We start from the raw sequence: 14,986 nt of genomic DNA on the forward strand, positions 1-14,986 counted from the left end.
TCGCTTTTTTCTATTTAGTCTATCATGACTTGAAATACAAGCCAACTGAATTTTACATTTTTATTGTATGGTCTGATCTTTGCCAGGAGATGCATGCTTGGTATGCCTTTTCAATCTCTTTCGCATGCTCCCCTTCCCCATATCCACCTAAATACGTGTCTTTTTGATCCTTTATTTGTTCCATTGCTTTTTCAGCCATATCCTCCTGTAAACGTCTGAGATGATCTGTGTAATGAGAGATAAGGCTTTCTTCTTCGTTTTTCACCCAAACCTCTGTGATTTTCGTGAGTTTCATCCGAACAGCTTCGATGAAGGCCGCTTTTCCTTTCTGTTCAAAAAACTGCTTCGGTGATTTGATCTCTTTTTGTTCCTGCTCAAAGGCACGTTCGTCTAATTCAGGTTCAACTTCCTTAAGCTGTATGCCGTTCGAATGCTGATGGCCCGCATAAATGGAAAAATAACCATCCTCGTTTAATGTTTTTTGAAAGCTTTCCAGCCACTCTTCGGCAATATGCCGCTCGATGAAACCGCTCATGCGTACATCAAGCGTTTTGATTTCCTGAACATATTCAAACTGATATTCATGTAAGGCGGTTGTCATCGCCTTGCCGACGTTCTTTTTCCAATCTCCGTTCTGAAGCCCGGGATGAAATGCCGATTTTAATAAATCATTTGCAAAAAAGGATAATCGCTGTGTAATGTGATAAAGCTGCTCTTTTGTGTCTTTTTTTACTTTCTCAATAATGGTTTCTGAGTTCCGCCGTTTCTCGATCTCGGCTGCAGTCCGCTCAAATGACAGCATAAGGCGCTGTTTCTGTGCTTCCTTTTCCTCCCTGGACTGATGCTGGGATTGGTAAAGCTGGAAAACAGTTTCGCATAGTTTGTCTGCTTCCGAACTGAGCTGTGCAGCTGACGCTTTTTTTACATCCACTTCAATAAATCGGTCTAAGTGTTTTCTTACTTTCGGGAACTGGTTATAAAATGATTCCGGTTTGCCGAGCAGTTCCTCTTTACTTGATACAGTAAAGAGCTGCGGTTCTTGAATCCCCTCTTTTACAAGCTCTGCGCTGACATAATCGGTCACTGTTTCGAGCTCTGTTTTATCTTTCGCAAGGTCTGCCGCATTAATGACGAAAAACATTTTATCCATACTGAGCGATTCTTTTACCAGCCCGAGCTTTCGCAAAAATGAACGGTCTCCTTTCGAGAAGGAATGCTGATAATATGTCATATAAAAAAACGCATCGGCATCTTTAATATATTGGAACGCCAGCTCTGTATGCCGTTTATTCATGCTGCTCGCGCCGGGCGTATCAACGATCGTAATCCCTTTTTCAGTCAGCGGACATGTATAATAGACTGTTACCTCTTTCACAGCGCAGGCCGTTGTCTCCTCTGCCACATAGGGTTTTAATTCAGACAGCGGAATTGTTAATTTTTTTTGTTCCTGTATATATTGCTGAACCTTTTCGTATGCAAGCAGGAAATTGCTGATCAATTTGATATGTTCTTCCGGCAGCTGGCTTTTTTTGACTGCCTTTTCCCATTTCTCTGTGAAAGAACGGCCTGCTGGTTCTTCTTTTATTCCGGTGAGCTGTAAAATTTCAGCCGTTATGTCATCTTCCGTCTTAAACACCACATCCGCCGTCTTGTTTATATTTCCATTGGTTGGTTTTGTAATTTTGTTAATTGTCGCTGTGGTTGGCGTTGGTGAGGATGGCAGCACCCTTTCGCCGACAAGCGCATTGGCAAATGATGATTTCCCCGAGCTGAAGCCTCCAAAAAGCGCAAGTGTAAATTTCCGTTCTTCAAGCCTTTTAATTCTTTCCCGAAAGGCTGAAGTTTGCTTTGATAACATGCTGTATTCGCCTAAAAGGTCAGACAAGATGTGAAAGCGTTTGATTTGGTCTTGAAGCGGCAGCTCTTGCTCCATTTTGATTTCTGGTTTCTGCATCGACTGCTGCGTCTGCCGGTCTTGGCTTCGTTTCTGTTTTGGAGCCGCTACTATTTTTTTCTTCGTTTTAAACCAGTCGGTGTCTATGTGCATCGGGTATACGGACTTCTCTTCCCAAATGGCCCACATGCAATCAGCTTTCTCGCGGGCATTATTCTCTAAACGGGCCTGTTCTTGGAGGTGGGAGAGTTTTTCTGATTCCTGGATGAGACGGCCATTGATGGTTTGCAAGTCTTTGGAAACACGCTCTTTCACCATCGCGGTAAGCTCCTTTATGATGTCTGCCGCTTTTCTTTTCGCCTCTTTGCGGATGAGCTCTGCCAAGTCTTTTGTATATTGCAATACATATTCAGAGGAAAGAGCTGCACCTTGCTTGACCGCGCGCTCAATGATGTCAATTTCAAGCGGAGTGCGGAAGGCCTGAATCAGCTTTTCACTTTTAGCTGTATGAACATCAAATGACTTGGCGAGTTTATGGAACGTGTCTATTATGTGCCAATCCGCTTCGGCCTCTGTTCGTTTTTTCACATCAGAGAAAAAAGCATTCCTTCTTCTATCTCTTTCCTGTGCAGTTTTTGCTTTAGAAAAGAAAAAACCGGTTTTAAAAGAAGGCTCTCGCGATTCTAGGAATGCAGCTGCCAACTCACGCATGTCAAAGGGGGTCAGATTGGCGTTTTTTAAAATGCGATTGATTTCTTCCTGCATCCTGTTTTCTGCCTCAGTCGCTTGTTTTGCCGCCTCATCCAATTGATCACGCAGCGATTGGACCAGATCAGTTTGTGTACCAAGCTGTTCAGCAAAGGTTGGACCGTCTGTTTCGTCTTTCAAAAGGATTTCCGTATGTTCCTTCAGCAGATTACGGACTTTTTGTTCTGTTAAAGCCTGCAAATTGCTTTTTGTTTGCTGTTCTATTCTTCTTAATTCTTCTCTCAGGACCCCAATCTGATTGAACGGGTGGTTCAGTTCTGTCACTGACGTAAAATAAAGTGATTCCTTTGAAATGCCTTCATTGCAAAGCATCTCCTCTACCTGTGCTTTATAGTCTCCGAAGTGTGTCTCCGCCTCATCGTGGCGGTCAATTTGATTGACGATAAAATACACATTCTGAATGCTTTCTTTTATCGACCTGAGAAACTTTACATTTTCCTCAGAGTGCACGTGATTATAGTGAACGACGTAAAACAACGCATCCGCCTGATGGAGAATAGACGCCGCTGATAGAAAATGGGCATCATCTGTTGAATCAATCCCAGGGGTATCAATATACGCAACCCCAGAATCGATCTCAGTATACCGGTCAAAAATTTCAACGCTTTCAATCTGCTCCCCATCTTTGCAATATTGCTGCACCTTGTCTTTCTGGTAAGCCCCCTCCAGCTCAGCACACGCTCCGTCTGTTGTATGAAGCCGAACACGCTTTTCCCCGTTTCTGATCACAACAAGGTTAGCGCTTGTCGGGATCGGGCTTGTCGGCAAAATATTCTCCATTAACAGGCAGTTCAGCAGTGACGATTTGCCCGCTGAATAATGCCCGGTAAACGCGATATAAACCTCTCCATCTACCGCTTTTTTCATGACTGCAGCCAGTTTAGCAGCTCTTTCTTCATCTTGATTCTCGATGAATTGCTTATAAAGTTCCCCTGTTTTGTGCATAAGCTCTTTTCTGTTATGTTCTGTCATAAATCTGAACCCCTTTGTGCCGTTTCAATTGTGAATCTTTTTCGAAGATCTGAATACATTCCTCTTTCATTTTACACAAGAATGAGCCAAATTTCTTTAAGAGAATAGAAAAAAGCTGCCATTACGGCAGCTTCTATAAAAGAAAATCTGCAACTTTGACAAGTTCCAGATTCATTTTAAACAGATTTATTAGAGATTCCTTTTAATACAAAACCAATTAATATACTATATGTACAAACCGCCCCAAGCAAAAACAGCATTGTCATTTGCTTCACCATCCTGATTGAGAATCTTTTTCAAATTCATTTTAACATGGATGAGAATGATTTTCAATCTCTATTTTATACTGTATTCCTCTAATGCTTTGTCTTCTGTACGTATCCTGACGGTTAACAACACGGCGTTGACAACGGAAAACAGACACATGGTGACGTACGCTTGGTACAGCAGCGGAATCAATAAGATTTCTAATATAACAACGGTATAGTTTGGATGCTTCATCCATTTATAAGGGCCTTTTTTTACAAGCTCCGCACCTGGAACGACAAGGATTTTCGTATTCCAATATGCTCCTAAGGAACAAAGTGCCCAATACCGTACTGCCTGCACGCTTAAAATAGCCGCAGCGATACAGATCCACCAGCTTGACGGCTGTTTGTTCATCAGCAGCACTTCCGCAATTAAAGACAGGAAAAAAAGGATATGCATGATGATGATATACGGATAGTGGCTCTCGCCGAATTCGATCGCCCCTTGTTTCTTTACCTTTTGTTCGTTTTGTCTGGCTACTGCCATTTCAGCTGCTCGTTGAGCAATGAGAATGGCGATTAACAACCAAAACATGAATCAAGCCCCCTTTTCCCAGTTGAATAACAGCAGCTCTGATGAAAATCCCGGTCCCTAGTGCGCCAATCAGTCCCCGTTCTGCTTCTTTTTTATGTCCGTTCAGCAGATGCTCTTTGATCACATACAATATTGTGGCTGAAGACATATTTCCGTGCATTTGCAATATGCTTTGTGCAGATAAAAGCTTTTCTGATGTCAGCTCAAGACTTTTGATGTATGCATCGATCACTTTCTTTCCGCCTGGATGTGCCAAAAAAACACTGATATCACTGAATGACAGCTGATGTTTGTCTAAAAAAACCTGTACATTCGTTTTGAGCCATTTTTCCACCAAAGTCGGAATATCTCTTGAGAAAATGACTTTGAATCCTTGCTCAGTAAAGTCCCAGCCCATAACATCTTCTGATTGTTTCATCAACACAGATTGAGAATCTGTTATCTTCGGTACAAGCTTCAGTTTTGATGTCCTGCGGTCCGCCTTCTCTCCGCATAATAATGCTGCGGCAATGCCGTCGCCAAAAAGCGAAGTGCCGATAAGATTGCTTTTCGTTTTATCTTCCGGCTGGAATGTCAGACTGCACAGCTCAGCAGCAATGACAAGCACGAAAGCCTCAGGATACGCTTTGCAGTATTCGGCTGCACGCGCGAGTCCGCTGGCTCCTCCTGCACAGCCGAGCCCCCAAAGCGGAATCCGCTTCGTATATGGAGAAAACGGGAGTTCATTCATGAGCCGCGCATCGATGCTCGGTGTGGAAAGGCCCGTGGTGGAGACGAAAAAAACAGCATCCACTTTCTCATAAGGGATGGCTTCTTGAAAAAACTCAGGATGAGAGAGGCACTCGCGAACAGCCTCACTACTGTGCTTAAGTGTTTCTTCTATGTATATTTGATTTTTTTCTTCGAAGCTGTGACCCTCTTTATACCATTCAATCGGCTTGACAAATTGTCTTGAGTGGATTTGCCCATTTTTAAATGAGGTTAACAGCCGGTCAATATCTTTAAAGGAATGCTGAAACATATAGCGGGCGAACTCAGTCGCTCTCTCTTGGTTTACATCGTACGCAGGAAGACTTGTTCCGATGGATAAAATAAACGCCATGCGATCACCTCTTTGCATACATTGTGCCGCAATGATCTTTTTTATATGCAAAAAACTCCGCCGCGGCGGAGTTTAGACTGCTGTTTTTTGCTCAGTGATGTCAGCTTTTTGTTCTGTTTTTTTGGCTTTAGAAAATACGTTATATATAATATTTAAGACTACTGCAGTGAAGCTGCCTGCGACAATGCCGTTTGTTGTAAGAAGCGTTAAGGCACTCGGAAGCTGCTTAAAAATATCCGGCACAACTGTTACACCGAGACCCAGACCCACTGAGCAGGCAACAATCAGCAGATTTTCCTGTTTGGCAAAATCAATGCGGCTGAGCATTTTGATTCCGTAAGCGATCACCATTCCAAACATCGCCACCATCGCACCTCCTAAAACAGCAGATGGAATAATGGTCGTGAAAGCAGCAATCTTCGGAAACAGCCCAAATGCCATTAAGATTACACCCGTGACAACAATTACGGCATTTTTCTTGATTCCTGTCAGCTGTACAAGCCCGACATTTTGAGAGAATGCCGTGTAAGGAAAAGCGTTAAAAATACCGCCCAGCAGCACAGCCAGCCCTTCAGCGCGATAGCCTTTTGACAAATCTTTCTCTGTCAGACGGCGGTTCGTCAGGTCACCTAAGGCAAAGTAAACACCAGTTGATTCTACAAGGCTGACAATCGCAACGATGGACATCGTAATAATAGGCGCTGCGTGAAAAGACGGCGCTCCGAAGTAAAATGGCTGAATCATTTGAACAACTGCCGCGTCCGAAACGTTATCAAATTGGACTTTTCCCATAAAATAAGCGATGAAAGTACCAATTAAAATACCGATCAAAATCGAGATGGATTTGATAAAGCCTTTCGTAAAACGGTATAGAAGCACAATGATACTCAAAACGATAAAGGCGAGAGCAAGATTGGAAAGGTCTCCGAAATCTGCACTTCCTTCACCGCCGGCCATGTTATTCATGGCTACCGGCATAAGTGTAATGCCGATTATCGTAACAACTGATCCTGTCACGACCGGCGGAAAAAATGATACGAGCTTTCCAAAGAAAAATGAAATCAGAATGACGAGAATACCTGAAGCGATAATGCTTCCGTAAACCGCTGAAACCCCGTATTCAGATCCAATCGCAATCATCGGCGATACAGCGGTAAATGTACAGCCAAGCACTACCGGAAGCCCGATCCCGAAAAATCGGTTGCTCCACACTTGCAGAAGTGTAGCCACACCGCACATAAAAATATCAATCGATACTAAGTAGGTCAGCTGTTCGACAGTCAGGCCCATTGCTTTTCCAACTATGAGAGGAACGACAATGGCACCAGCATACATGGCGAGCACATGCTGTATCCCTAAAGACAGCGTTTTGCCAAATCCATTTTTCATGAATGAACCTCCTGTACGAAGGACACTTTTCCTTCTTCCAATGATTGAATTCTTGCCAAAGATTCCACTCGGTAGCCTAAGTTCACAAGTTCATCTCTTCCCGGCTGAAATGACTTTTCAATGACAATGCCAAGTCCCGCAATAGAAGCTCCTGCCTGCTTCACAATCGACACGAGCCCGTGCGCTGCTTGCCCATTTGCCAAAAAATCATCGATAATCAGCACATGATCCTGATCCGACAGGTGGGTTCCTGAGACTGCGATTTGGCTTTCTGTTTGCTTTGTAAAGGAATAAACAGACGCTGTCAGCAAGTTGTCGGTGAGTGTTAATGATTTATGTTTTCTCGCGAAGACAACCGGCACACCAAGCTTCAAGCCTGTCATTACAGCGGGAGCGATTCCGGATGATTCGATTGTCACAATTTTAGTAATACCGTCTTTAGCAAATCTGGCGGCAAATTCGTCACCGATTTTCTGCATAAGCAGCGGATCAATTTGGTGATTCAAAAAAGAATCCACTTTCAATACCTGATCAGATAATACGACGCCTTCTTCCTCTATTTTCCTTTTCAGTGCTTCCATCCTGCTTACCTCCGTTATGAGAATAAAAAAAGCATTGCCCGCTCAAAAAAAGAGCAAGCAATGCTGATATAACAAAAAACCGTACACATGCGGTCTCATTGCTCACTCATAGTCGGACATTTACGGTGCCCGGTAGAAACTTGCGTGCCATATCCACGCGATTATATGAGTGTTCTTATGATATTGTAATAAATTATATCAAGATTCTAATCTCTTGCATAGACGAAAAATGAAAATTTCCGAACTTTATTTTCATTTTCTGAAATATCATTCGTCTTTCAAGGAATTCCGATCATAAAAGAGCCTGACGGCCGTGCCGCCAGGCTTTTGATTACGACAGATAAAGATTTGAATATTTGTTTGACAAATATTCAATTAAATAGCGTACATTCAGCTCTTCTCCTGTTGCATCCTTAATAATGTCTAACGGCTTTTTCCGTTTTCCGTGAATGTGCACCTTTTCCGTCAGCCATTGCTTTATCGGATGAAATTCCCCTCTTTCCAAGAGAGTGTCAAATTCAGGAATATCCTCAAGCATTTTTTGTTTCAGCTGAGCCGCATACATGTAACCGAGCGCATAGGATGGGAAATAGCCGAAATCTCCTCCTGCCCAATGGACGTCCTGTAAAATTCCCTCTGCGTCCGTCTGCGGTGTAATCCCTAAATAATCCTGGTATTTTTGATTCCAAAGCGACGGCAGTTCTTCCACTGACACTTCATTGCTAAAAATCGCCTTTTCAATTTCATATCGGATGATAATATGAAGAGGATACGTTAATTCATCCGCTTCAACCCTGATAAATGAAGGTTTTGATTCATTGATTGCCCGGACAAAATCATCCAGAGAGATGTCCTTGAACTGTTCAGGTGATGCTTCTTGAATCTTCTTATAGTACGGTGTCCAAAAATGCTTGTTGCGGCCGATAAAATTCTCGTAAAATAATGATTGAGATTCATGGATTCCCATTGATGCACCGTCTGATAAGTTCGTGCCGCTCAGTGCTTCGTCAATATTTTGCTCGTATACCGCGTGGCCACACTCATGAATGGTGCCAAAGATCGCCGTACGAAAATCTTTTTCGTCGTATCTCGTCGTGACGCGAACGTCTCCGCGGTTCATCGTGGTCGCAAACGGATGAACAGTTTCATCAAGCCGTCCACCATCAAAATCGTAGCCAAGCTCCTGTAAAAAATACAAGCTGAGCTCTTTTTGCTTTTCTTTAGGGAACGCTTTTGTGATAAAGCTTGTATCTGGTTTATTTCCGGAAGCTGTCACCTGTTTAACAAGAGGAATAATCGCTTCCTTAAGCTCGGAAAACAGCTGATCAAGCACCTTTACCGTGACACCCGGCTCAAACAAATCAAGCAATGCATCATAAGGATGCTCTTGATAACCCCAATACGTAATAAAACGTTTATTGCATTCAATCAGCTGCTCTAAATAAGGGGAAAACAAGCTGAAATCAGATTTTCCTTTCGCTTCTTCCCACGCAGTTTCTGCCTTTGAACACAGAATTACGTATTCCTTGTATTCAGCCTCAGGGATTTTTTTATTCTCTTCATACTCTTTTTTCGCCAGCTCTACTGCCTTTTTCGTATCTTCAGACAAGTCATCAAATCGTTCATACAGGGCATCGATTAGCTCCTTCATCCGATCTGATGTCTGGATATTGAATATATCTGTTGAAAGCTGGCCGATGCTTTCGGCACGGTCCTCTGAGCCGTTTTTTGGCGCGCCTGTTCTGGAGTCCCAGTGCATTAACGCAACTGCTTCGCTATAATGTGAGATTCTTTTTAAAAGATCAAAAAATTCCTTTTCATATGTATGTATCTCCATATCCATTCCCTCCCTATTCTAGCCGTTCCATTACAGGCTAATGGAAGGGGGTATGAAAGTCAACTTGTTTGTATAAGAGGCTGCCGGCATTTGGCGGCAGCCTTCTTTGTTCAGTTGATTGTCATTTGATTTTTTGGCGGCGGTGTTTTCCGTTTTTTCTCATTGATTTTTTTATCCACCCATACTGTTGCCAGCGGGGTTAACAGCGAGGTGACGATAACGCTTGTCGCTATGATTGCGGTTGCTGATTCGGCAACTGGCGCAAACGAAGCATTCGCTTCCGCTAATGCGTATGGCACGGCTACAGCTGCCCCCGCCGTAGAAGAAGCCGCCACTCCCGCGACACCATCTCCCCGCGCGACAAAACGATCAAGCAAAAACAAGGAGCTTCCCGATAAAATGACGACAGAAACACCGATAAAAATGCCGAGAAGCCCTGATTGGATCAGCATTCCAAAATTCAAGGTGTTTCCGAGGGAAAAGGCAAAAAACGGGATGATCGCCGGTACAACCTTGCTGAATAAGTCTCTGAGGTCATGATCAAGATTTCCAAGTATACACCCGAGTAAAAACGGGATGACTGTCGCTGCCAGTGTTTCCCACGGAAATGCGGCAAGTCCCGTCACACCAAACGTCACCATGGTCATAAAAGGCCCTGATTCTGTACTAATAAACGCGAAAGCGCCAGCATCCTCTTTTCTTCCCATATGATTCATGAGCGCCAAATACAGGCCGCCGTTCGTTTCATTCATCACTGCGACAATTGCTAAAACAGAAAGACCTGCAAAGAAGCCGGATTGTATGCCTTCATCAGGTATAAATTGCGCTGCGATCACGCCAAGCAGCGCCGCAAATCCGACCTTCCCCAATAATAATGTGATTCCTTTCCTTGCGATATAGCCTGAAGAACGAAAATCAATCGTCGCTCCTACGCAAAAAATAAAAACACCCAGTATCGGCAGCGTTCCGGTAATCAAAGCACCCGTAAACCCTCCAAAGAACTCCGCTGTTCCAGGCGCAAACGTATTGAGCGCTGCTCCCAGAAACAGCGGAATAATCATCATTCCGCCAGGTACCCGTTCAATTGTCGCTTTGATTTTCATATGTGGATTCTCCCATCCTCCGGTTATGAAAAAACAATCTCACTTACACTTGGAAAACAGCCTGCAAATCATCTTTTGAACAGCTGCCCAGCTGGCTTCCGACGCCGACGGCGCCAGCTCCGGCTTTGAGCCAATTCGGCACTTCAGACGGATGTATCCCGCCTGTCGGAATAAAGGTCACCTGCGGGAAAGGGCCCGCTAAATTTTTCATAAATGGGATGCCAAACACACCGCTTGGGAATAGCTTCAATGTAGTAAAACCACATGTCAGCGCTTGCATGATTTCGCTCGGAGTCAATACGCCAGGGATATAATGTGTCTTTAAAAAAGAAAGGTGTTCAGCAAGGTCAGCTGAAAAACCCGGACTGACAATAAACTGTGCGCCAGCCTCAGCAGCTTCTCCCGCTTGCTGTGCAGTGATGACCGTGCCCGCGCCGATTAAGATATCTTCTCTATTACGGAAGGAATCGATAATATCTGAAGCCCCAGGCGTCGTATAAGTCACTTCAACCGCACGAATCCCTTTATCTAGTAAACTCTCAATCTGCTGACAAGCCTCCTGTTTATCATTTGAGCGGATGACTGCAATCAGCCTTGCTTCTTTCAGACGGTTTTCAACGATTTTAGACTCCATATTAATAATCCCCTTTCTTTTGGTAAACCGTTCTTTGAGCAGATAAATACGCGGCTAATTTCTCCCTGGTCGGCAGGCCGTCCATATCCCCCGGTGCCTGCACTTGCAAAGCGCCAATCGCATTTCCCCTTTGCACCGCATCCTTGTACGATAAACCGTCGAGGATACCACTGATCACACCGACTGCAAATCCGTCTCCGGCACCGACTGTATCAACCACCCGGTCGACCCGGAAGCCTTCTGCAAATCCTTCACTTGTCTTCGTTTTAAAGTAAGCGCCTTCTTTTCCGAGTTTAATAGCGACAAAGCTTACACCTTTTTTCAGATAATAGTCTGCAATGCCTTCAGGTGTTTTTTCTCCGGTCAATAGCTCTCCCTCTGCGATCCCCGGGAAAAACCAGTCTGCAAGCCCAGCCAAATCATTGATTGTGTATACCATTGTTGCTTGATCAGGCCAAAGTGAAGCTCTCAAATTGGGGTCGAGTGAAATCGTCTTCCCGGCGTTTCTCATGTCGTTCATAACATGATACGTGAAGTCTTTCATATCGGCTGATAAGGCAGGCGGAATACCTGTTACATGCAAATGGCCTGCGGATTGAAAATAATCTCTCGGATATTCAGCAGAAGTTAATGTGCTTGCAGCTGAGTTTTTCCTGTAATAGGTAACTTGCGGATCGCCTTCTTTCACTTTTGACTTCAGCAGTAGACCAGTGGGATTTCCGTCCTGCGAGCGGATCACGCGGGACACATCCACTCCCTCTTTTTTAAGCTCCTGTAAAATAAATGTTCCGAGCTGATCATTGCCTACCTTGCTCATCCAGCCCATCTGAAATCCGAGTCTGGCCAGGCCGCAAGCGACATTGCTTTCCGCTCCGGCCAGCCCTTTAGAAAAAGTGGATACTTCATGAAGGCCTCCATACTCATTTGCGTAAAACATGGCCATCGATTCCCCGAATGTCACCGCATCAAGCTTCATCTCTTCCTAACCTCCTCTTAGTTGAGGGCACCTAGGATTAAAGTGACTGTCTCATGATGACTTCTGCCTCTAATTCAATGGTTTGAGGCGCTCCCTTGTCACCTTCAATCCTTTTTAATACACGTTCCATCGCCGTCCTGCCCATATCATGTGACGGCTGGGCGATCGTTGTAATGCCCGAACCAATCAGTTTATACCATTCCGTATCATCAAACCCAGCAATCCCTATATCTTGAGGGATGCGCAGGCCAAGCTCTTCCATACAGCTGATGATTTTCAGCATAATTAAGCCGTTCAAAGCCAGAATCGCTTTTTTTTGCTCCGGCATCTCCTTGTGAAAAGAACGAAGCGCCACCTTAAGCTTCTCCTTGTTTTTCACGTCAATTTCATACATTCTTACAAGCCCGTTCGCATTTTGGGCCGAAGCCATTTCCTGATACACAGCTGCTCTTTCTGCACGAGGGCTGATTGATGAAATCGGTTCGGTAAACAGCGCGACATCAGTGTACCCTTTGCTGTAAATCTTCTGAAGAATCTCTTTTGTGATCCTTCTGTTGTCAGTTGTTACCGTATCCAGTTTCAGATCCGGAAGTTTCCGGTCAATTAATATCGTTGGAATTTGCTGTTCGGCAAAGGCGTGCAGCACATCCTTGTTTTCTCCGGTTGCGTTTAAAATCAGCCCTTCAACCGAATGGGCTTCAAGCTTTAAGAGCATTTCCCGCTCTTTTTCAGGACTGTTATCTGTGTTGCACACCATAATGCTGTAGCCATATTGATCACAAACCTCTTCGACTCCCCTGAAAGCCGCGACCGAAAAAGGATTTGTAATGTCAGCTACAACAAATCCGATTAATTTGCTTTTTTTTATTTTCAAACCTTGTGCCATTTTACTTGGTCGATAATTCAATTCTGCAATTGCCTTTTTAATGTTTTTCACTTTTTCAGGAGAAATCGCATCAATTTTTCCGTTGATATAGCGGGAAACTGTCGATTTCGAAACTCCTGCATATTCAGCTACGTCTTTGATGGTCGTATGGCCAGTTGTTTTCTTTTTCATTCAAGTGCTCCTGTATCTCATATATTTGAAACCGATTTCAAAACCGTTACAACAAAAGAATACCATATTTTTAAAATTTGGAAAGAGTTTTTTTAATAATGTGCTTATTCACAATTTTCCCGTTGACTCTTTTCACTATTTATCCTAAAATTTTCTTTGAAACCGTTACCAAAATATTTTCATTCAAGTGATGCCGAAATCCTAACCAAGGGGGAAATACAATGGAAAACCGTTATTCTGTACACCCTGAACAAGTAAAACGCTTTACAACAGAGGAGCTTCGCAGTCATTTCTTAATGGATACTTTATTTACGGAAAACAAACTTACGATGTATTACTCACATGAAGACCGGGTTGTCATCGGCGGCGCCGCTCCTGGGCAAAGTGACCTGAAGCTTGATGCCGGGGATTTCCTTAAAACAGATTTCTTTTTAGAACGGCGTGAAATCGGGATTATTAATGTCGGCCAGCCTGGCGCTGTCAGGGTTGGTGATGATGAATATGTGCTTCAAACAAAGGATTTTCTCTATATCGGAATGGGCAATCAGGATGTAGCATTCACAAGCCTGAACGGAGAACAAGCTAAGTTTTACTTCGTCTCCGCTTGTGCCCATCAAAGCTATCCGACGCAAAAAGCCGCTCTTTCTGAACTGACACCGGACCGGCTTGGCGATGATGCAGCGTCTAACGTCAGAAGCCTGTACAAAGTCATTCATCAAGATGGCATTAAAAGCTGTCAGCTTATGATGGGAATTACGATGTTAGATCAAAACAACAATTGGAATACTATGCCGGCACACGTCCATGACCGCCGGATGGAGGCTTATCTTTACCTTGATCTTGAGAAGGATTCGAAGGTGTTTCACTTCATGGGCCAGCCGGACGAAACCCGCCACCTAGTTGTCGGAAATGAGCAGGCTGTCCTTTCTCCTGCTTGGTCTATTCACTCTGGCGCAGGAACATCAAACTACAGCTTTGTGTGGGCAATGGCTGGAGAAAACTACACATTCACGGACATGGATGTCGTTCCGATGGATGGGCTGAAATAAGATGAGTTATCTACATGACGCCTTTTCATTAGAAGGAAAAACAGCGCTGGTAACAGGACCGGGAACGGGAATCGGTCAAGGAATTGCCAAAGCGCTGGCCGGGGCCGGCGCTGATATTATCGGCACATCACATAAAAGCAGCCTGTCTGAAACACAGCAGCTTGTGGAACAAGAAGGCCGAACGTTTATGTCTTTTACATTGGACATGAGCAAGCCAGAAGCGATAAAGGATTCTGCAGCTGAGCTGTTCGAAAGCCGGCAGATCGACATTCTTGTCAATAATGCCGGTATTATTCACCGAGAAAAAGCGGAGCATTTTGCAGAAGAGAACTGGCAGCATGTACTGAATGTCAATCTAAACAGCTTGTTTATTCTGACACAGCTGGCAGGCAGTTACATGCTGAAAAGAGGTTATGGAAAGATTATTAATATCGCCTCTCTCCTATCTTTTCAAGGCGGTATCCTCGTTCCCGCTTACACAGCGAGCAAACACGCGGTTGCCGGTTTGACAAAATCATTTGCAAATGAGTGGGCGGCGTCCGGTGTTCAGGTCAACGCAATCGCCCCGGGCTATATTTCTACCGCGAATACACAGCCTATTCGGGATGATGAAAAGCGAAATGAGGACATTTTAAAAAGAATCCCTGCCGGCCGCTGGGGCAAAGCAGATGATATCGGGGGAACTGCAGTCTTTTTGGCATCACGTGCTTCAGATTATGTAAATGGGCATATTTTAGCAGTTGACGGCGGCTGGCTATCCCGCTGACACATTAAAAAAGCT

12 protein-coding genes, 1 pseudogene and 1 riboswitch are annotated in these 14,986 nt (G+C 44.2%); of the genes and pseudogenes, 2 read left to right on the forward strand and 11 right to left on the reverse strand.

Annotation, left to right across the window (positions count from 1 at the left end; all coding sequences use genetic code 11):
- Nucleotides 1-52: 52 nt before the first annotated feature.
- The 11 genes and pseudogenes from dynA to kdgR form a co-directional block, all read right to left on the reverse strand.
- Nucleotides 53-3,634, reverse strand: coding sequence for a dynamin GTPase (dynA, locus tag GYO_RS33165; protein ID WP_014114157.1), 3,582 nt, complete (start codon nt 3,632-3,634; stop codon nt 53-55).
- A 176-nt stretch (nt 3,635-3,810) separates the two neighbouring features.
- On the reverse strand, nt 3,811-3,900 hold the full coding sequence (gene fbpC / locus GYO_RS43750) for a Fur-regulated basic protein FbpC (protein WP_109491777.1): 90 nt from the start codon (nt 3,898-3,900) through the stop codon (nt 3,811-3,813).
- A gap of 70 nt (nt 3,901-3,970) precedes the next feature.
- Nucleotides 3,971-4,477, reverse strand: coding sequence for an alkylpyrone methyltransferase (gene bpsB, locus GYO_RS33170; protein WP_014114158.1), 507 nt, complete (start codon nt 4,475-4,477; stop codon nt 3,971-3,973).
- A gap of 3 nt (nt 4,478-4,480) precedes the next feature.
- A pseudogene (locus GYO_RS33175) lies at nt 4,481-5,579 on the reverse strand (type III polyketide synthase).
- 72 nt (nt 5,580-5,651) lie between these two features.
- On the reverse strand, nt 5,652-6,968 hold the full coding sequence (gene pbuX, locus GYO_RS33180; protein WP_014114160.1) for a xanthine permease PbuX: 1,317 nt from the start codon (nt 6,966-6,968) through the stop codon (nt 5,652-5,654).
- On the reverse strand, nt 6,965-7,549 hold the full coding sequence (xpt, locus tag GYO_RS33185) for a xanthine phosphoribosyltransferase (protein ID WP_014114161.1): 585 nt from the start codon (nt 7,547-7,549) through the stop codon (nt 6,965-6,967). The genes pbuX and xpt overlap by 4 nt, the downstream gene beginning before the upstream one ends.
- 89 nt (nt 7,550-7,638) lie before the next feature.
- Nucleotides 7,639-7,738: riboswitch (purine riboswitch) on the reverse strand.
- Between the two features lie 142 nt (nt 7,739-7,880).
- Entirely contained in the window at nt 7,881-9,386 is a 1,506-nt protein-coding gene (gene ypwA, locus GYO_RS33190; RefSeq protein WP_014114162.1) for a carboxypeptidase, read from the reverse strand.
- Between the two features lie 110 nt (nt 9,387-9,496).
- Nucleotides 9,497-10,489, reverse strand: coding sequence for a 2-keto-3-deoxygluconate transporter (kdgT, locus tag GYO_RS33195; RefSeq protein ID WP_014114163.1), 993 nt, complete (start codon nt 10,487-10,489; stop codon nt 9,497-9,499).
- A 43-nt stretch (nt 10,490-10,532) separates the two neighbouring features.
- The gene (gene eda / locus GYO_RS33200; protein ID WP_014114164.1) at nt 10,533-11,123 is read right to left on the reverse strand and encodes a bifunctional 4-hydroxy-2-oxoglutarate aldolase/2-dehydro-3-deoxy-phosphogluconate aldolase; all 591 of its coding nucleotides are present in this window, start codon (nt 11,121-11,123) and stop codon (nt 10,533-10,535) included.
- 1 nt (nt 11,124) lies between these two features.
- Nucleotides 11,125-12,099 carry a 2-dehydro-3-deoxygluconokinase gene (kdgK, locus tag GYO_RS33205; protein WP_014114165.1) on the reverse strand — a complete coding sequence of 325 codons (975 nt, stop codon included), beginning with the start codon at nt 12,097-12,099 and terminating at the stop codon, nt 11,125-11,127.
- Nucleotides 12,100-12,136: 37 nt separating this feature from the next.
- Nucleotides 12,137-13,156, reverse strand: coding sequence for a pectin utilization transcriptional regulator KdgR (gene kdgR / locus GYO_RS33210; RefSeq protein WP_014114166.1), 1,020 nt, complete (start codon nt 13,154-13,156; stop codon nt 12,137-12,139).
- 221 nt (nt 13,157-13,377) lie between these two features.
- Here kdgR and kduI point away from each other — a divergent pair, with 221 nt between their 5' ends.
- Together kduI and kduD are read left to right on the forward strand one after the other, a co-directional pair.
- On the forward strand, nt 13,378-14,205 hold the full coding sequence (kduI, locus tag GYO_RS33215) for a 5-dehydro-4-deoxy-D-glucuronate isomerase (RefSeq protein ID WP_014114168.1): 828 nt from the start codon (nt 13,378-13,380) through the stop codon (nt 14,203-14,205).
- A 1-nt stretch (nt 14,206) separates the two neighbouring features.
- Nucleotides 14,207-14,971, forward strand: a complete 765-nt coding sequence (kduD, locus tag GYO_RS33220) for a 2-dehydro-3-deoxy-D-gluconate 5-dehydrogenase KduD (protein WP_014114169.1) — start codon at nt 14,207-14,209, stop codon at nt 14,969-14,971.
- Nucleotides 14,972-14,986 lie beyond the last annotated feature (15 nt).

The sequence above is a fragment of the Bacillus spizizenii TU-B-10 genome, from assembly GCF_000227465.1.
Lineage (GTDB): Bacteria > Bacillota > Bacilli > Bacillales > Bacillaceae > Bacillus > Bacillus spizizenii.